The organism is Streptomyces sp. NPDC057877 (assembly GCF_042796855.1).
Lineage (GTDB): Bacteria > Actinomycetota > Actinomycetes > Streptomycetales > Streptomycetaceae > Streptomyces.
In genome coordinates, this window is record NZ_JBHVMS010000017.1 from 91,155 (window position 1) to 109,954 (window position 18,800).

Here is an 18,800-nt window from a genome sequence, read left to right on the forward strand (position 1 = left end):
CTCACTCCAGGCAGGCATTGCTTAACCACAAACTTATCCCGTTCCTTAGCCTTCAAGGGCCCATTCCAGCCCTTGCGCGGCGAGTGCAGAGAGCTCGTCGGTGGTGAGCTTCGCGCGGCGGCTTTTCTGGTTCATGATCCACACTCCAAGCCGGACCTCGGCCCCGTCCCCCAGTCGCTCTACATGGGTCCTGGGGACCTTCACAGAGCCTGTGCGGGCTCTGTATTGCGCGAGGGCCGCCAGGCCCCGCTCGAACGTCGTGGAAGCCCTTGTGGGCTCCTCCGGCGCCGGGGCGAGCGGTGTGATGCCGAGTTGCTCCAGGCGTTCGCGCTGTCCGTCGGTCAGGGCCTGCCAGACCTTCGGCGTCCGCTGCCGGGCCAGCCACTTGCCGATGTCCATGCCGTGGACCGTGACGCCAGGCAGGACTTCCGCCTGGCCCTCTTCCTCGGCCACCAGCTCGCGCAGTGCGGCGTAGTGCCGCTGCCAGTCGGCCGGCCACGGCGGGTTCCAGTCCTCGTCGACCTCCTTGAGCGCTGTCGCCCACGCGGGGTGGCCGTCCAACGCACCCGCGCGGCGCAAATTGCTCAACCACTGTCCTACCGGTCTGGACAGGGCCACTGCGGACCTCGGAGCGCAGAGAGTCCAGTGCTGGTCGTAGTACGCCTTCGCGGCCTCCAGGTTCTCCTGGAACCGCTCATCGGCCAGGGACCAGACCATGCCCAGCTTCTCCAGCCGCCGGGCGCGCAGGCCGCTCATCTGCCCCGCGCCGTAGGCCCGTCGCTGTTCCGCCACCCATGACCCAAGAGGGTATGCGCCCTCTTTATGACCATATGGGACTCTGGCATGCTGCTCACGCTCCGTGAACTTCTTCAGCGCCGCCCAGCCCCTCGCCCAGTCTTGCTTCTCCGTGTCGATCACATTGAAGCTGACCCAGTCCGCGACCATCACCGGGTCACGCGGAGCCGCGAAACGGAGCAACAGACGAGATTCTTCCTCGCCTTCCTCGGGCGCAGAGCCGATGTTCACGGACGGCTGCGCCACGTCCTTCTGCGGCTCCTGCGGAATCGCTAGCAATTCCACGGCCTCTTCATCATGAGCCCGAAGACCTTCGAGTACCTTCACCAAAGGCCGATACGATGCCGAGGTGAACATGTCTTCCGGCTTCTCTCCCGGCTGGAGAAAAACCGGCACGATCAAAGAAGCCAATTTCCCCTGCCCCGGCTTCTGCCGCAAAGCACGTCCGATGGCCTGCACGATGTCGTGAGGCGCCCCCTTCGGGTCCAACAGGGCCACACTGTCCACGGCCCTGATATCGACACCCTCACCCAGGACACGACAATTCGACAGCACCGCGCGCCAGGCGGTGGAGCCGAACTCACCCAACACGCCGCGCCGGCGCTCCGGGACGTGCTCCCCGCACAGCCAGTCCGCCCAGATCTTCGCCGGGTACTTCTCCGGCTGATCGGCGTGCAGCTTCGCCGCCACACGCTCCAGGCCCTCCGCATACGCCTGTGCCTCCATCGTCCGATGGTGGAAGGTGATGCAGGTCTGAAGGCTGTGCTGCGCCATCGTGTGCAACAGCGCGGCCTGCAAGGCTCCCAGCCGCTGCCCCCGCACTTCCTCGCTGCGCCGCTCCTCACCCATCAGCTTCTCCGGGGTGACGACCGGGTCCTGGAGCTCCAGCACGATGATCTGGTACCGCGCCAGCAAGCCGCGGGACACGGCCGACGCAAGGCTGAGCTTGTAGAGGACGGGGCCGAACACGGCCTCGTCATCCATGGAGGCCGCCATCTCCTCCGGCAGCGGATCCCGCACCCCTTCGGCGACCTCCCAGTTGGGCCGCTCCTGCCAGATCCGCGGCGTCGCCGTCAGGTACAGACGGCGGTGCGCCGGGATGACGGTCTGGTCGTGGATGTCCGCCCATGCCTTACCCATCGAGCCACTTGTCCTGTGGGCCTCGTCCGTTTTACCGGTCGGTGAGGTGTACGGGTCGAGGCTGACCTGGGTTTTTCGTGATGAACATGTACGTGGTGTCGGTGACGGCGGAGCGGTCGTCAGTCGTCGTCGATGTCGTCGAAGATGCTTCGCTCGTATGGCGCGTCCAGGAGCGGGGAGTGTCCGTGAGGTGCACCGACGTGAGGGCCTTGAGTGACTATTTCGTCGTCGAGGGTCAAGATTGCCTCGTTCACCTGTTCCAAAGGCCTGTTCGAGGGCGGAGGCCGCATCTGCATCATCTGCAAGGCGTCTTGGTACCTTTTGAGCTCTATTTCCAGTTCCTCGAAATACGTGTGTGGATCCGTCTCGTCAGGATTGTAGTTTCTGTTCCAGTTTTGAAGTATCTCGTCGAACCTGGAGGGGAGTTGCTGTTTGACATGGGTGAGCAACTGTTTTCGTTCAGTGTCTGAGAGGAGCACTTTCCATTCCGGGAGCCATGTCCAGCCGGCATCTGGTGACTCTACGGCGAGCTTCTTAACGCGTTCCACGATGAGTTGATGGTGTGCGGGTTCGATGAGGTTGGCGTGCTGCAGTCTGGCGAGGACTCGGGGTTCATCAACGACGTTCAGGAACGATGTGAACCGGGTCATGCGGATCACGGCGTCGGGTTGTGCCTGTGCGTAGAGGGTGAGGAACCCGTCGGAGCATCTGCTGGCGAGGAACTCGTGCCAGACCATTTGCCCGGCCCAATCTTCTCGGGTTTCCTGATCAGCGGCCCGAAGAGTGTCGATCACGTTGGGATACAGGGAGGGGGGAACTCTGAGTAGAGTTCCGGTCTGGTTGCCGGTGCTGCAGTCGATTCGTGGGAGGATCGTGCGCCAGTTCTGGCTGGCCAAGAAGATTCCGATGAGGTTGGGGTCGGTAGCCAGGAACGCGGCGAAGCCCTCTTGGAGCGTGGGGTGTTTGAAGGACCATCCAGTGATGGTGTCGTTGCTGGGCGGGGAGCCGATCGTCAGGAAGGTGTCGGTGAGCGTTTGGAGTGCTTGACTGACGCCAGCGATGGTTCCCCCCAGGCGGTTGACGACATCATGCTGGACCGCGTTCAGGTCCAAGGGGGAAGGCAGGCACTCACCGGCCTGGTAAATCAGGGCGAGCGCGGTCTTTTCGTCGGGTCCGAGTCCGTTGTAGGTCGCGCGGAGGTAATCGCTGGGACGTGTCATGAAGTCGGCGATTCCGCGGCCGTTCAGATGGAGGCGGCTGGTGAAGGCTCGTAGGCCCAGGCGTCGGGCGGCCTCTGGGTAGAAGGGGTCCGTATCAGCAGCGTCGTGCAGGTGTGGCTTCAGACTGGAGCGCACCTCGTGGGGCTGATCACCGAGCTTGACGTGGTTGTAGACGATCTGCCGACGTTCTTCTGGCGAAAACTGCGTGGCGTCCACGACGACCCTCTGTTCGTTCAGGAGGGGGTAGGCGTACTCCTTCAAGTAGCGGCGGGCGTCACGGTAGATGTAGTCGCGCGACGTGAGGACGACTTTTGCTCCGCCATGGACAGCGGCCATGACTTTCTGCATGTGCCGGGCCCAGTCGTCGGTGAGGTGTCGCTCGTGGCGGACATTGCCGAAGGCGTCGTCGATCCAGAAGAACTGGTCCGGTTCGAGAGGGTTCCAATGGCGCTCAAAACCGTCGGCTTTGTGGGCCTGGACGGGCAGGCAGCCCCAGCGGTCGAGGGCTGTCATGGCGAGGGTCTCTGCGATGACGGATTTGCCGACGCCCGGCTCGCCGAGGAGGAGGACGAAGCCGTGCTCCTCTACGGCCTGGACAGCACGGCGGTAAGCGTCCGTGACAACGAATGTGGCCAGTTTTTCTCGCAGGTGGCCGAGCAGGGCCTGTGCTTGGGTGTAGGCGCGTTCATCGAGGATTTGGGAGAGGTCACCGAGTCCGTAGACGCGGGGGACGAAGGTCCGCAGGCGCTGGCGGGTGGCGATGGTGTCGCAGATCCATTGGCCGTCGAGGACCAGCGGGTACGCGACGCCGGCATCGAGCAGCCGCTGGCGGATGGTGGCTTCCGAGTTGCCGCTGACGCGTGCGTTGGTGAGCAGGACGTAGCTGCTGCACAGGCCCCGTTCCACCAGAGCCTGGACTTTGGCGAACTCGTCGTCGAGATCCGAGGGCGCGAGGGTGGTGTCGGCTTTCTTGGTGTGTTTGCACTGCAGGACGAAGGGGCCGTCGGGGACGTCCTGGACGCCGATCGGGTCCGGTGGCTGTTGCCAGGTGCCGTAGAAGGCGCCGTCGCGTCCGCCGTCGTTGGAGTCGGCGAAGGTGTGTACGGACTGTGCCCACACTTCGCGGAGTACGGCTGCGCACAGGTCCTGGAATGCGCGCAGCCCAGGGTGTGAAGGGCGAAGCCGGGGGAGCCCGGTGCTGCGACGGTGCCTTTGCGGGGGTGGTCGGTCACTGTGGCTGGTCCTCGGCGGGGCCGTTGTGGGGGAAGCGGACGGGGCGTTTGAGGTTGTTGCCGTGGGTCCAGGGCAGGGCGCCGTCGTGCTGGAGGCGGCCGACGACGATGCCGGGGGCGATGCCGGCCTGGCGGGCGAAGGCTTTGATGTTGTCGAAGGGCATGGGCCTGCGGACGAGGCGCCGGTAGGCGGCGTTGTGCTCGGGCGGGATGAGGGTCTGGGCTGCGAAGGCGTCGGCTTCTTCTTCGCTGCGGTCGCCTTCGGGTGTGCGTTCGTCGGCGCGGTCGGTGTTGTCGAGGAAGGTCAGTCTCTTGCCGTGCAGGAGGGTGTGGCCGATCTCGTGGAAGACGGTGAACCAGAAGTGGTCGTCCTTTTTGAACCTGTCACTGAGGGCGATTCCCACTTTGTCGGGGGTGAGCCAGCGGGTTACGCCGGAGACGCTGGTCAGTGGAGGGGCAGGGAGGAAGACGACGGCTACGCCGGCCTGGGCGCACAACTGGGTGATCCGGCCGGGCCAGGTTGCCGGGTCTTCAAGGGTGAGGGCGCGCAGGCTGGGCAGGAGGGCGGTGAGGGCGGCGCGGTCGAACGGCTGGCAGCGCAGGGCGCGGGCCTTGAGTTCTGCCTGGCGCAGCCATACCGCGGTGGCGTAGTCGTCGGTCTTCAAGATGGTGGAGCGGCGGAAAGCGGTGCGGTAGCTGCGCCAGAGGTCTTCGGCGACGCCTGGGTCGGCGACGCCGAAGAACGCCAGCAGACGCTGGAGGTTGTCCGCGCTCCTGTCCTTGTTCGGCAGGATGCTGCGCTTGACGAGCTCGGTCAGTGAGAAGTTGTCGAGCCAGTCGATGCGCTTGCTGAGCTGCTGGAGTTCCTGCTGGCGGGTGACGTGGGTGCGCCAGGCGGCTTCCAGTTGGTTCCACATCGAGGCCGGGATGCCGGTGGCGCGCTCGAGGAGAAGCGCGGTCTCGGGGGTGAGGACTGCGGTGCCCTGGACGATCTGGTTGATGTGCTTGGTGGACAGGCCGGTACGCCGGGCGAGGTCGGCCTGCGGGATGCCGAGCTCTTCCAGTTGTTCCTTGAGGGTCTCACCGGGCGGCTGGGCGGAGTCGGGCGCGTAGGCGAAGGGCGGGGCGGGAGGCGGGGTCACGGGTGGTGCCTCTCTGAGGTCGGGGAGGCGGGGGTGGCGGGGGCGGTCATCGCGTGATGGCGATCGCGGTGACTATCAGTGCGCGTACGGAGTGTTCATCAAGGGTGCCGTCACGGTGGGCGGCGGGCGGGTCGTCGCGCGGGCGTACGACGAGGTGGCCGTGGTCCCCGAGCGAGACGACCCGGCTGATGCCGCTGTCGGCCGGATCAGGCCGTAGCCGGGCGGCCGCGAGGCGATGCAGGTCGGCCAGGTGATCGGCGGCGGCCATCTGGCCGAGGCGTCTGTGGAGCGCGGCGGCGGCCTCCGGCCCGAAGCGGGCCCGGCGGGCCGCGTCGCTGTTGCAGACGCGGGCGAGCTCCGCGTCGTCGAAGGCGATGTCCACCGGCAGCCCCAGAAACCTCTTGCGTGCACCTGTCGCTTCCATGTTACTCTCTCGATCAAGAAAAGTTTCATTGGCTTGCTAGGTGCATGAAACTCCGCGCACGGTGGAGCGCCTTTGCAGGTCAGATGGATCCCTCTTGAAGGAGGTGCGTCGTGCCCGGGAAGGCCAGTAAGGCGAGTGGGTCTGGTGGGAAGCGTGGTCGGAGTGCGGTCACGGGTCGGTTCGTGAAGCAGTCGACGGTGCGTAGGCACCCGTCGACGACGGTGAACGAGCGCGCGTCGCGCAGCGCGAAGAAGAGCAAGTAGGCGGGCTTCGAGCCCGCCTTTCGCATATCCCGGCCCGCTGCGGCGGGCCGGAGGAAGGGGAGGTGGTCGTCATGACGACGGCAGACATCCAGCACGAGGAGACCAGCGGCAAGACGGTGACCGTCACGGTGGACGGCGAGCCGGTGGAGGTGCCGAAGCGCACGACGCCGAACGCGGTCCTGGGCCTGGCCGGTATCGACGCGGGCACGCACTACCTGGTCCGGATCACAGGGCGTCACCAGCACTCGTTCGCCGGCCGCGGGGAGGAAGAGATCACCGTGCACGAGCGGGAGACGTTCGTGTCGGTCTCCACCGGCCCAACCCCGACCGCATGACCGCGGTGATGCCGGAGGCAGGGCCCGCGGGCATGCTCGCGGGCCTGCGCCGCGCCGGCTACACGGTGGAGCAGAGCGGCAACTTCGCCGTCTTCGACTACCTCGTCGAGGTCGGCCCGCAGGCCGGGACGACGGTACGCATCGGCCTGGAACTGGTGCCGGACTGGCCGCTGTCGGCCCCGCACGGCCCGCACATCACCCCCCGCCTGGGACACCCGTACGGCGCGGTGCACACGTCTCCGCTGGGGCAGGAGTGGGAACACTGGAGCCGGCCGCCCGCCGACTGGGCACATGACCGTACGGTCCGCGGCTATCTGCGGCACCTGCGCACCCTGTTCGCGCAGCTGGCGAACGGACCCTCCGCGTGATCACCCGCTTCTCGGTCGCCATGACCAGCGACACCGCCCAGCACCTGACCGATCACCTGCGCCGTGCGGACGGGCAGGAGGACTGCACTTTCGTACTGTGGCGTCCGAGCACCGGCGCCAGCCGCACCACCGCCCTGCTCACCGAGGTGGTCCTGCCGCAGGACGGTGAGCGGATCGTGCACGGCACGGTGGACTTCACCAGCGCCTACTTCCTGCGCGCCGCCGCCCTCGCGGCCGAGCGGGGCTGCGGGCTCGGCTTCATCCACGCCCACCCCAAGGGCCGGGGTTGGCAGCGACTGAACGCCATCGACCACACGGCCGAGGAGTCCTTCGCCGCGCAGACCCAGGTGATCACCGGCCATCCGCTGGTTGGCCTGACCTTCGCGGGCGCGGATACCGGATTCGGTGCCCGCGTCTGGCAGCAGCAGGCCCCCCACGGCTACGCCCCCACCGAGGCGGAGAGCGTCCGCGTGGTCGGCGGCCGCCTGACGGCCACCTTCAACAACCGCCTCCTCCCCGCGACGCCGGCCACGAACCGGCAACTGCGCACCGTCTCCGCCTGGGGACAGACAACCCAGGACGACCTGGCCCGTCTGCACGTCGGTGTCGTCGGATGCGGCTCGGTCGGCATGCTCGTCGTCGAAGCCCTGGCCCGCACCGGCATCCAGAACCTGAGCCTGTTCGACTTCGACACCGTCGAGGAGCTCAACCTCGACCGGCTCCTGCACGCCACCATCCGCGATGTGCGCCTGCACCGGGCCAAGGCCCGCCTCGCCGCCCGCACCTCTCGCCGCGCGGCCACCGCCGTCAACTTCCGGGCGAGGCCGTACGAGCTGAGCGTGGTCGAGCCGGCAGGGTTCGCCGCCGCGGCCGACTGCGACGTGATCTTCTCCTGCGTCGACCGGCCCTGGCCCCGCGCCGTCCTCAACCTCCTCGCCTACGCCCACCTCATCCCCGTCGTCGACGGCGGCATCGCGGTCGACGCGCGCGGCGGACGCCTGCGCGGCGCCGAATGGCGCGCCCACATCGCCGCCCCCGGCCGAGCCTGCATGGAATGCCTGGGCCAGTACGACCCTGCCCACGTCCAAGCCGAACGTGACGGCTCTCTCGACGACCCGGCCTACATCACCGGCCTGCCCGCCGACCATCCGCTGCGCCGCAAGGAGAACGTCTTCGTCTTCTCCACCAGCGCCGCGGCGGCGCAGCTGAATCAATTCGTCACGATGACGACCGCGCCGGGCGGGATCGCCGACACCGGCGCCCACCTGTACCACCTGACCACCGCCACCCTCGACCACCGCGAGGACGGCTGCGAGACGGGCTGCCCCTACGACGGCATGCTGCGGACGCTCGGCGACGATGCTCCCGTCACCGTCACGGGACGCCACCCAGCTGCTGAACAGGCGCGCGCTGCACGTGCCCGCGCGGTACGCCACTGGCCGCTCCGCGCCCGGCGCGCCGTCGACGACCTCCTGCACCGACTCCGATGAAAGCACCCGGCCAGAAGCATCGGGAGAACCCCGCATATGCGCTTGGCCCGCCCCGCCCGCGAGACCAACACTGAAATCCGCAACAACGCGACACCGGCAGCCGGTAGTTCACGGCCAGCGGTTACACGCACGACGGGAGCACCGATGAATGCCGCAGAGCGCCTCGCCCAGGAAATCGAAACGCTGAGCAAGACGTTCACGGATGCCGAGCCCGCGCCCTTGCGTACCGGCTACCTGGCCGATCCTTTGGCCGGGCGCCCAGTACTGCAGGGCTCCACCGCGACGGCTCTCGTGCCTCGCTGGAACGAGCATCCCAGCGGCCTGCTGGTGCCCGCTACCGTCCAGCCTCCCGCGCCGATCGACCTGGGAGCGGCGTATCTCACTCCCGATGAGATCTTCGGGTTCGAGCTGCCCGCCGACTACGCCGTGCGCCAGCTGGAGCGCATCCCTCTTGAAGGCGTCATACGGTTCTGCGCCCAGGTGCTCAACGCCCTGGAGCTGCCCGGCGTGTCCGTGCAGGCCGTCGAGGTGCACTTCACCGGCGAGTGGCTGGATGAGCCGGTCCGCAGCCGTGTCCGGAACCTGCTCCGGGACGAGACCCGCAGGCTGCTCGTGCCCCAGGCCCTCATGCTGCTGGCACGCAGGGCCATGGAAGTCTCCCCGGACACCGTGCCGGACGACCTCCCCGACGGCGACATCGTTGGCGCTCTGTTCAGTCTCACCCAGACCATGGGCCGCCACCCTGATCCCGGCCCGAGCGTCATCGCGGACCGGCCCGGCACCCTGGGCCGCGAACTCATTGCCAACCAGCACTTCCACCGCAGCTGGTCCGTCCCCGGCGTCCTCGCCCGCTACGCGCGGCGCTGGCTGCAACTGCCCGCCGAACACCACGGCGAGCCGGGAATGGTCGACCTCAGCAAGACCTACCAGGACTGCACCGGCGCCCGCCTGGAGGACCTGGCGGCCGTAGCCGGCTACCTGTGGCTGCGCACCACGATGGGACGGTTCGTCATCGAGCCGGGCGAACTGGCTGGCCTGACCATGCCCGCGCAGCGCGTCGAGGCGGTCCTGGCGCTGATCACCAACGACCTGCCCGGCATGCGGGAGGCCGTACACGGCGAACGCCCCGAACAGCGCACCGAATGGTCCTTCGACCCCTTCCAGCAATGGCCCGTGATCCGCCTGCCCGAAGACCGGCTGCTGATCCTCGATCCCCGCCACCTGATCAGCCGGGCTTTTGGATGGCTGCCGATCTTCGACATCGAGTTCCCACCGCCGGGGCGCACCAAGCCCGCCGGCCACCGCAAGATGGCCGCCCGGGCCAAACAGACCCTGCGCCACTGCAGTGAGGTCTACGTCAGCGAGATCCTGCACACGATCACCCACGACGAAGGCACCACCCGCCGTGTCTACGACGACGCCGACCTCAAGGCCGCCTACACCGCCCGGGGCCAGCGCATCGCCGACGCCGCGATCGACTATCCAGGCACCTGGATAGTCATCGAGGTCACCACCACCCAGTTGCGCCGCGAAGCCGCCACTGCCGTCCCCGGTGAATCACAGATCGAGGACATCGACAAGCTCGTCGAGGAACTCGACCAGATCGACGCGACCATTACCGCGCTGCGCGGCGACGAGGCTGCTCTCACCGGCGCTCCTGCTGTCGGCGACCGTCGCTTCCTGCCGCTGCTCGTGCTACCGGAGGGCTTTCCCGTCAACCCCATCACCCTGACCGTGATCCGTGAACGCGCCCGGAGGAAGGGGCTGTTCACGAGGCCGGACACGGACCCGGTGGAGATCGTCGACGTCGAAGAACTGGAGATGATCGAGGCCTTGCAGGAAGCCTCCGGCCCCAGCCTCCTCGACATCCTGCGCAGCAAGCAGTCCGGCAGCTTGCGCAACACCGCCGTACGTGACCACATCCTGCACGTCTTGCGAGCACAGCCCGACGCACCAGCCCGACATGGTGGGTTGCTGGACAGTGCCCTCAAGCCACTCGTCAACGCCCTGCCGCAGCCGCACCGGAGTTCCTCCACCAGCTGATGGTCGGTATTCCGGCGTGCCCACCGACCTGCTTGCCGCATGCTTCTCGGGCAGGACCTTCTGGCGCCGCTCACCCGCTCACGATCTTGACACAGGAGAAAGTTCTCATGGCCTTTCCTACCGCAGCGTCCGGCGTATCTGATGGGGCGTTGTCCCCGTTGGGGAAGCGGCTGCGCGTACTGCTGGGTGCAGAGCGTGTTGTGGATGATCTGCGGCGCTACTTCGGTATCGATCTGTCGCCCGGCGCGGTGGCGTTCACTGGCAGTCGGTTCGAGCATTTGGCGGGTGGGGGAGACCGGCCGGAGGTCGCCGACCGGATCACGGCGGAGGACCTGGTCGCGGTGCAGACCTTGTCGGTGACCGTTCCGGCGCCTGTCGCGCTGAACATTTTGGAGGGCCCTCTCGGCGTGCGGCTGTCCGGTCTGCTGCCCGCCATACCCAGGGACATCAACATGGTCGACGCCGACGCGGACGTCGTGGCCGACGGCTCGCCGGCGGACCAGGCCTGGCATCTCCTCTGCGACCAGCCCGATGTCGGATGGGTGATCGCGGGCAAGCTCCTAGGCAGGAAGCGCCCGCAGCTGCTCCCTGTCTACGACCGCGTCGTCCGCTGCGCCGTCGGTCGGCCGCCGTCATTCTGGCTCGCCCTCCACACCGCGCTGCGTGAAGACGACGCTGCTTTGCACCGCCAGTTGCTCGCGCTGCGCCAGGTCGCGGGGGTGCCGGAGACGGTGAGTGCGCTGCGGGTATGCGACGTGGCGGTGTGGATGGGACACCGGGCGGAGGGGCACGCCTGTCCTCGCTGACATTGGCAGCGAAGGTGCCCTTCTGGCGTTCTGGCGTGTGAGGGTGACGGACTTTACCAACCGTCGCTCTGGTGTGTGTGACGTTCGCGTGGAGTGGTCTGCTGGTGTGGGGGAGGGGGGTGGACTCGGGGTCGGGAGTGCTGCCAGCGGGGCGGTCCTGGGTCTGTAAGGGGCTGGTGCGGGGTGGGTGGTGGTCGGCTGGTGGTGGGCCAGTTACGGGTCCAGGAGATCGTCCGTGGGGACGGCCGGGTCTGCTACACGATCGTGGATACCGACTGCACGCTGGTGGCGGAGGCGGACGGCTTCCTGCGTACCTGCCGGGCGGGCACGGACCGTACGTACGCGTATGTGCTGGTGGATCATCTCCGGTGGCTGCGGTTCGCGGGCCTGACGGTGGAGTCGGTGTCGCTTGAGGATCTGCGGCACTACATGGCAGCTCTGGGAGCGCATTACCCGGGGCCGTTCGGTCTGCCGTGGCGGGAAGGCAAGCACCCCTACGGACACAGCGCACTGAAGACCGCAGCAGCCTGCCTGAAGGGCTTCTACCTCCACCTGGGCATCCGGGGAGTGAACCTGTCGCTGGCCGAGGCGCTGCGGACAACACGGCTGCCCACGCGGGCGGACCGGCGCCGGGCGATGCTCGGACACGTCCTACACAGCATGCCCGCGAACCCTCTGGCTCCGGCGGAGCAGGTTCGCCGGCATCCGAAGATGCTGCCGGAAGGCGCCCGGGATCTGCTGCTGGGGGCGGTGTCGTGTGCGCGGGACCGGATGGTGGTCACGTGGCTGGCCGACGGCGGTTTCCGGATCGGGGAGCTGTGCGGGCTGCGTCTGGTCGACCTGCACCTGCGCGAGGAGGCCGCGTGCGGTCAGTGCCGGGGGCCGCACGTGCACATCTGCCACCGCGAGGACAACCACAACCGGGCCCGGGCCAAGACCAAAACACCCTGGACCTCGCAGGACGGCACGGTGTGCGGCGGGACGGTGCGCCGGGTGAGCCCGGCGATGATCCACACCTACTTTGAGTACATCACCACCCAGTACCCCGCCCAGCCTGTTCACGGCATGCTCCTGGTCAGCCTGCACGGCCCCTCCCGAAGCCAGCCGTGGACCACCGCAGCGGCCCGCGGCATGCTGCGCCGGGCCGCCGCCCGTGTGGAGATCGGCCGGGTGGTCCCGCACGCCTTCCGGCACAGCTTCGCCACCGCGGTGCTGGACGCCGCACGGGGCAACGCGGTGATCGCACGGGAGGCCGGCGGCTGGGCCTCGGCCGCGACTGTCGAGCAGGTCTACGGCCATGTCGACGTCCACGACCCGGTCTTCACTGCGGCGCTGGAGCAGGTGTGGGGGACACAGCCGTGATCCCGCTGACGCTGTTGCCCGGCCGCACCGATACCACCCGCATCGGCCGCGACCGGCTCGAACTGCTCACGGCCCTGATCGATGCCCCCGCTTTCGATCCGCTCTATCGCGACACGCTGATCAGGATCCCGCCACAGCACCCGGTCTATGGCTGGCAATGCTCCATCGACGGCTGCGGGCGCTCTCGTCAGGTAAGCCAGGTCATCTGCGAATCCCATCACCAGCTGTGGGCTCAGGTTCAGGCATCCGGCATGACCAGAGCTGACTTCCTGCGCACCGCCGAGCCGCTCCCTGCTGCCCGGGGTATCGATCACGGTCCCTGCCGGATCTGCCCGCAACGGCCGGCCACCACGGCCGCGCTCCGGCTGTGCAGCCAGCACTACGCACGCTGGCAACACCATGCCGGCACCGCACGGGCCGAAGAAAAGGCATTCCAGCAGTGGCTGGGCACACAAGCCCCGCTGGCGGGATACGGCAACTGTCAGGCGGTGTGCCCTCTGCTGGCCTCCTCCTCGCTGGGGCTGTGCCGTCAGCACGAGAACCGCTATCAGGGACAAGGCCGGCCCGGGGGAGCCGAAGTCGATACCTCAGCCCACGGCAGGGGACGGCACGGCAGACGCCTGCCGGTGACCTACAAGGACGAAGCCGTCTTCCGCACCTGGTGCGCACATGCGCTCCCCGTCACCCAACCCGGACTGATCAACCTGTACGGCCTGCCTCCACTGCTCGCCGCAGAGATCCAGTGGGGCCTGAACGCCCACGCGCAAGTCGAACAACGCTCGACCTGGGACCTCAACGGCATCAAGAACCTGATCAACCACTGCTGGCGCGGACGATTCACGTCTCTGACCGACCTGGACGGCGAGGGCTACCAGGGCCTGACCCGCAAACAGTTCCACTCCATGGTGCGCCAGATCTGCTGGGAGACCGTCAACGCTCTGCGCTGCGTCTACTACAGCCCCTCGGACACCAAGGACGCTGGCTTCCTGGAGACCGATCATTTCGGACGGCGCTTCAAGAACGCCCAGAGCCACTTCGACATCACCGCCGTACCGCAGAGGTGGTTGCGCGACCTGCTCTGGGACCATCTCGCCGAGTGGCTCCGAACCCCGCAGTGCCCCCGCACCCGAGGCCCCTTCGACCAGATGCGCCGCGCCGCTGTCGAACTGGGCGTCTTCCTCGAAACCGATGCCCCCAACGCCGGCCACGACCCCACCGTGCTGCGCCGTGAGCACGCCGAACGGTTCGTCGCCGACCAGCGCCACCGCGCCCGCCACGGCCTGCCGTCCCTGGGCATGGTCCTTGTCGACGGACGACCCCCCACCGTCACCGACCTGAGCTGCCAGTTCGTCTTCAACGGGGGACGCAAGCTGCTCTACAGCGCCATCACCGCCGGCCACGCCGAACGCCTCGGCATCGACACCGGCTTCCTGACCGCCATCCCCTACGGCGGCACCGGCATCAAACAGCGCTCCCGCAACCCCTTCAGCGACGACGTCGCCCGCGCGCTGACCGACAAGACCAACCTGCGCCGCCTGGAGGAACTCGACCTCAACGACCGGGGCCTGCGGGACATCTGGGAGACCATCGTCGCCACCGGGCGCCGCTGCAGCGAGGTCGTCCAACTGCGGCTGGACTGCATCGGCCGCTACCGCGGCCTGGCCATGCTGTGGCACGACCAGACCAAGGTCGGCAACTACAACGAGGGCATCCGCATCCCCGAGCCCGTCTACCAGTGCCTCGATGCCCGCCGCACCAAGACACTCCAGCTCTTCGAAAAACGCTACGGCCGCGTCCCAACAGCCGCCGAACGCCCCGGCTTAGCGTTGTTCCCCTCCCGCATCCGCAACCCCAACGGCCGACAGCCGATCTCCTACGGACACTTCAACCAGCGCTTCAAGACCTGGATCGCCGGCCTCGACCTCGGCGGCGCCTACGTCGCCCACCAGGCCCGCCACACACTGGCCACCAACCTGCTGCGCGCCGGCGCCACGCTCACCCACATCCGCCGCTACCTCGGCCAGCTCTCCGAACGCATGGCCGAGCACTACGTGAAGATCACCAACAGCGACCTCGAAGACGTCCTGAACACCGTCTGGGTAGCCGGGCCCGGCGCACCCCACCCAGGCGAACTCCTCTCCGGCGACACCACCCCCATGGACCGCGACACAGCCCTCGCCCTGGCCCTGGACCTCTCCCGCCACAGCACTCCCACCGACGGAGGGTTCTGCACCTACCAACCCGTCGTCGACGGCGGAGCCTGCCCCTGGAAACTCGACTGCGAGAACTGCGACAACTTCGTCCTCTCCGGCGCAGACCTCCTCTACTGGCGACGCAAAGCCGAACAATGGCGCTCCATCGCCGAGAACGCCCCCGACGACGCCACCGCCGACTACCTCCACACCGTCTTCGAACCCACCGCCCAGGCGATCAAAGGACTCGAGCAGGCCCTGGCCGCCCTCGGCATCCTCGACGAAGCCCTCACCCTCGACCTGCGACGCCCACAGGACTACTTCCACCGCACCTGGAGCACCGCTTTCCGCGCCCGAGACCTCGCAGCACTGCCAGCCCCCGACGACACCACAGGGCAGCTATGAAGACTTCCCGCACCGACGCGGCCGTACAGGCCCGCCGCCAAACCACCCACGAAATGCTTCAACGCCTCCAGACCGCCCTGGAGACCATGGCGCGCGACCATACCCCTGTCACCGTCGCAGCCCTTGCCCGTACCGCCCGCGTCTCACGCACCTTCCTCTACCAAAACCAGCAAGCCAGAGCCCTTGTGGAGCAGGCCACCCGCACAAACAGCTCTCACCCCGAACTCTCCAACAGCCGCAACCACACGCAGCCGACACAGCCTGCCTGGAGAGAACGCGCCCTCAATGTCGAAGAGGCACTCGCCCAGACACAGCGCGAAATCCTCACTCAGCGCACCCACATCGCAGAACTCCTCGGCAAGATCCGCGACCTCGAACACGATCTCCCCGAAGGCTCACTTCAGCGGATCGTCACCGAGAACACCAGCCTGAAGCAGCAAGCACGACAGCTCACCCAGGACAACCAACGCCTCCAAGCCCGTCTGGCCAGCGCCCGTCAGAACAACCGCTTCCTGGACAAACGCGTCGCAGATCTTGAAGCCCAACTCGCGCCCTACCTCACCGCCCCACCTCCGCCGCCGTGACCCAGCCGCAGTGCAACGCCAGCTGAAAACGGCGCAACTTCCTCGTTCGCCGTCACACCCAGTCAATGCCGAGGTGGGCGAGCACTGCGAGTCTGTCGGGAGCGAGCTTCGCCCTGCGGGTCTTCTGGTTCATGATCCATACCCCAAGCCGGACCTCGGTGCCATCCTCAAGCCGTTCTGTATGACCTCTAGGGACCCTCACGGAGCCCTCCCGAGCCTTGTACTGCGCCAGGGCCGTCACGCCCCGCTCGAAGGCCCCCACGGGCGTGGTGGACGGTTTCGCGGGCGTGTCCGGCTCCGGGGCGGGCGGCGTGATGCCGAGCTGCTCCAGGCGCTCGCGCTGCCCGTCGTGAAGGGCCTGCCAGACCTCCGGCGTCCGCTGGCGGGCCAGCCACTTCCCGATGTCCATGCCGTGGACCGTGAGGCCAGGAAGGACGTCTGCCTGGCCCTCTTCGTCGGCGACCAGCTCCCGCAGCGCCGCGTAGTGGCGTTGCCATTCGGCCGGCCACGCCGGGTTCCAGTCCTCATCGACCTCGCGCAGTGCCCTCTCCCATTCGGGGCGTCCGTCCAGCGCACCCGGCCGCCTCAAATTCGCGAGCCACATCCCCAACGGCCTGTCCAGCATGCTCGCGGAGCGGGGTGCGCAGAGTGTCCAGTGCTGCTCGTAGTACGCCTTGGCGGCTTCGAGGTTTTCCTGGAAGCGTTCATCGGCCAGGGACCAGACCATGCCGAGCTGTTCGAGCCGCCTCGCGCGTTGGCCGGTCATCTGTCCGGCTGTGTAGGCGCGTCGTTGTTCTGCGACCCATTGGCCGAGTGGTGTCGCGCCCTCGCGGTGTCCGTAGGGCACGCGGGCGTTCCCGACCCGCTCGACGTACGTCTTCAGTTTCGCCCAGCTGCGGGCCCAGTCCTGGCGTTCGGTGTCGATGACGTTGAAGGAGACCCAGTCCGCGACCATCACGGGATCCCTGGGGGCGGCGAAACGGAGCAACAACCGTGATTCGGCTTCGCCTTCCTCGGGCGGCGTGCCGATGTTCACGGACGGTTGGGCGACATCCTTCTGAGGCTCCTGGGGAATGGCGAGCAGCTCGACGGCTTCTTCATCATGAGCCCGCAGACCCTCAAGCACTTTCACCAACGGGCGATACGACCCCGAGGTGAACATATCCTCGGGCATTTCTCCGGGCTGGAGGAAGACCGGCACGATCAGGGAGGCGAGTTTGCCCTGTCCGGGCTTTTGGCGAAGTGCCCGGCCGATGGCCTGGACGATGTCGTGCGGCGCGCCCTTGGGGTCCAGTAGGGCGACGGAGTCCACCGCGCGGATGTCGACGCCCTCGCCCAGTACCCGGCAGTTGGAGAGCACGGCGCGCTGCGCCGTGGTCCCGAACGAGCCGAGAACCTCCTGCCGGTGCTCAGGGACGTGTTCGCCGCACAGCCAGTCGGCCCAGATCCGCTTCGGGTAGGTCTCGGGCTGATCCGCGTGCAGCTTCGCAGCCACCCGCTCCAGTCCTTCCGCGTAGGCCTGTGCCTCGATGGTGCGGTGGTGGAAGGTGATGCACGTCGACAGGTTGTGCTGCGCCATCGTGTGCAGGAGCGCGGCCTGCAAGGCTCCGAGTCGCTGACCGCGCACTTGTTCCGTGTGCCGCTCCTCACCCATCAGCCGGTCCGGAGTGACGACCGGGTCCTTCAGCTCCAGGACGATGATCTGATACCGCGCCAGCAAGCCCCGGGAGACGGCAGCGGCGAGCGAGAGCTTGTAGAGGACGGGCCCGAAGACGGTCTCGTCGTCCATGGACGCTGCCATCTCTCGCGGCAGCGGGTCACGGACTCCTTCGGCGATCTCCCGGTTGAGCCGCTCTTCCCAGATCCTCGGTGTGGCCGTCAGGTACAGTCGGCGTGCTGCCGGGATGACGCTCTGATCGTGGATGGCCGCCCAGGCCTTACCCATCGAGCCACTTGTCCTGTGGGCCTCATCAACCACCGCGAGGTCTACTCGATCAAGCTTCTGACCGTAGGCGCCCTCGAAAGCCTCCGCCAGAACCCCCAGGGACGCGTAGGTGGCGTAGATGGTCACCGGCCCCCGCCCGTGCCACAGCGCCAACTGGATCGGGTTCGTCGTGGAGCGCACCTTCAACGACCACAGCTCCGGATCGTCCTGGAGCGAACACACCGCCACCGCCGGCCCTTTGTGCCCGGCCTCGTGCCACGCCCTCACCGTCTGTGCCAGCAGATCCAGCGTCGGCACCAACACGAGCACACGCCCCCGGGGCACAAGCCGCCTCGCCGACGCCGCCGCCATGATGGTCTTCCCCGTCCCACACGCCGCGTGCACCTGCCCACGAAGACCATTCCAGGGAATACCACCCGGCGGAACATCAAGACCGCGCACAATGGCGGCAACGGCCTCGGTCTGGTGATCACGCAGCTTCACGGCCATGCCCGGTGTTCTCCTTTTCGCGGAATGCAGCGCGTAATAACAAATGGAATCCAGGCGCAAGGTGCGCGACGGTAGGGGTGTAGCATCTGATCCCAGACTCTACACAGCCACAACTGGTGATGCATCACCCACACAGAAACTTCGTTCCCGAGAGTGGCGCATGACTCAATCCCACCCACGAACGGTCGGTTGTCCTGTATGCTGACAGGCCATTGGTGAACATGTCGGGACAGGTAGATGGTGGGGGAGTGGTTCAGGGTGGAGCGCAGCGGAACCCCCGTCACTACAACGAGGCCGGCACCCCGTCAGGCCGACGGTTCGTCACATCCGTTCAGGGGTGGTAGCTGGGAACTCCAAGCCCTACACAGACCCGCGCGTGATGCACCCACCCCTTACTGTCAGCCCCAGGAATCCCGCTTGCGGGATTCCCTCAATTCGCGCCTGCGCGAATTGACACGCACTCAGAATTCCGCTTGCGGAATTCGGTTCCCCCCGCTTGCGGGGGGAACCTGGCGGAGCGTCAGCGAAGCTGCTTCTTATGCAGCGCGTCAGCGCTGCATAACCC

13 protein-coding genes are annotated in these 18,800 nt (G+C 67.3%); 8 read left to right on the forward strand and 5 right to left on the reverse strand.

All coding sequences use genetic code 11. The features are described from left to right. Positions 1-45 precede the first annotated feature (45 nt). The 4 genes from ACFVQG_RS37290 to ACFVQG_RS37305 all read right to left on the reverse strand — a co-directional run bounded on the left by ACFVQG_RS37290 (position 46) and on the right by ACFVQG_RS37305 (position 5,953). Positions 46-1,935 carry a Helicase associated domain protein gene (locus ACFVQG_RS37290; RefSeq protein WP_383392719.1) on the reverse strand — a complete coding sequence of 630 codons (1,890 nt, stop codon included), beginning with the start codon at positions 1,933-1,935 and terminating at the stop codon, positions 46-48. Between the two features lie 119 nt (positions 1,936-2,054). Continuing rightward, positions 2,055-4,274 (reverse strand): hypothetical protein, encoded by a 2,220-nt coding sequence (locus ACFVQG_RS37295; RefSeq protein WP_383392721.1) that lies wholly within the window; start codon positions 4,272-4,274, stop codon positions 2,055-2,057. Between the two features lie 109 nt (positions 4,275-4,383). After that, positions 4,384-5,529 (reverse strand): helix-turn-helix domain-containing protein, encoded by a 1,146-nt coding sequence (locus ACFVQG_RS37300; protein WP_383392724.1) that lies wholly within the window; start codon positions 5,527-5,529, stop codon positions 4,384-4,386. 46 nt (positions 5,530-5,575) lie between these two features. Beyond that, the gene (locus ACFVQG_RS37305) at positions 5,576-5,953 is read right to left on the reverse strand and encodes a hypothetical protein (protein WP_383392727.1); all 378 of its coding nucleotides are present in this window, start codon (positions 5,951-5,953) and stop codon (positions 5,576-5,578) included. A 334-nt stretch (positions 5,954-6,287) separates the two neighbouring features. Between ACFVQG_RS37305 and ACFVQG_RS37310 the strand changes: the two genes are divergently transcribed. The 8 genes from ACFVQG_RS37310 (at position 6,288) to ACFVQG_RS37345 (ending at position 15,801) form a co-directional block, all read left to right on the forward strand. Continuing rightward, positions 6,288-6,551 carry a hypothetical protein gene (locus tag ACFVQG_RS37310; protein WP_383392729.1) on the forward strand — a complete coding sequence of 88 codons (264 nt, stop codon included), beginning with the start codon at positions 6,288-6,290 and terminating at the stop codon, positions 6,549-6,551. After that, positions 6,548-6,919 (forward strand): hypothetical protein, encoded by a 372-nt coding sequence (locus ACFVQG_RS37315; RefSeq protein ID WP_383392732.1) that lies wholly within the window; start codon positions 6,548-6,550, stop codon positions 6,917-6,919. The genes ACFVQG_RS37310 and ACFVQG_RS37315 overlap by 4 nt, the downstream gene beginning before the upstream one ends. Then, a complete protein-coding gene (locus ACFVQG_RS37320; RefSeq protein WP_383392735.1) occupies positions 6,916-8,409 on the forward strand; it encodes a ThiF family adenylyltransferase in 1,494 nt (497 codons plus the stop codon). Before ACFVQG_RS37315 ends, ACFVQG_RS37320 begins: the two co-directional genes overlap by 4 nt. A gap of 36 nt (positions 8,410-8,445) precedes the next feature. Beyond that, a complete protein-coding gene (locus ACFVQG_RS37325; protein ID WP_383392738.1) occupies positions 8,446-10,452 on the forward strand; it encodes a hypothetical protein in 2,007 nt (668 codons plus the stop codon). A 200-nt stretch (positions 10,453-10,652) separates the two neighbouring features. Next, the gene (locus tag ACFVQG_RS37330; RefSeq protein ID WP_383392741.1) at positions 10,653-11,258 is read left to right on the forward strand and encodes a DUF6308 family protein; all 606 of its coding nucleotides are present in this window, start codon (positions 10,653-10,655) and stop codon (positions 11,256-11,258) included. Between the two features lie 183 nt (positions 11,259-11,441). Next, positions 11,442-12,620, forward strand: a complete 1,179-nt coding sequence (locus ACFVQG_RS37335; RefSeq protein WP_383392743.1) for a tyrosine-type recombinase/integrase — start codon at positions 11,442-11,444, stop codon at positions 12,618-12,620. Next, positions 12,617-15,217, forward strand: coding sequence for a tyrosine-type recombinase/integrase (locus ACFVQG_RS37340; protein WP_383392746.1), 2,601 nt, complete (start codon positions 12,617-12,619; stop codon positions 15,215-15,217). The genes ACFVQG_RS37335 and ACFVQG_RS37340 overlap by 4 nt, the downstream gene beginning before the upstream one ends. Next, positions 15,214-15,801 carry a DUF6262 family protein gene (locus ACFVQG_RS37345; protein ID WP_383392748.1) on the forward strand — a complete coding sequence of 196 codons (588 nt, stop codon included), beginning with the start codon at positions 15,214-15,216 and terminating at the stop codon, positions 15,799-15,801. The genes ACFVQG_RS37340 and ACFVQG_RS37345 overlap by 4 nt, the downstream gene beginning before the upstream one ends. 52 nt (positions 15,802-15,853) lie before the next feature. Here ACFVQG_RS37345 and ACFVQG_RS37350 read toward each other — a convergent pair whose 3' ends face one another. Continuing rightward, on the reverse strand, positions 15,854-18,235 hold the full coding sequence (locus ACFVQG_RS37350) for a Helicase associated domain protein (RefSeq protein ID WP_383392751.1): 2,382 nt from the start codon (positions 18,233-18,235) through the stop codon (positions 15,854-15,856). Between the last annotated feature and the right edge of the window lie 565 nt (positions 18,236-18,800).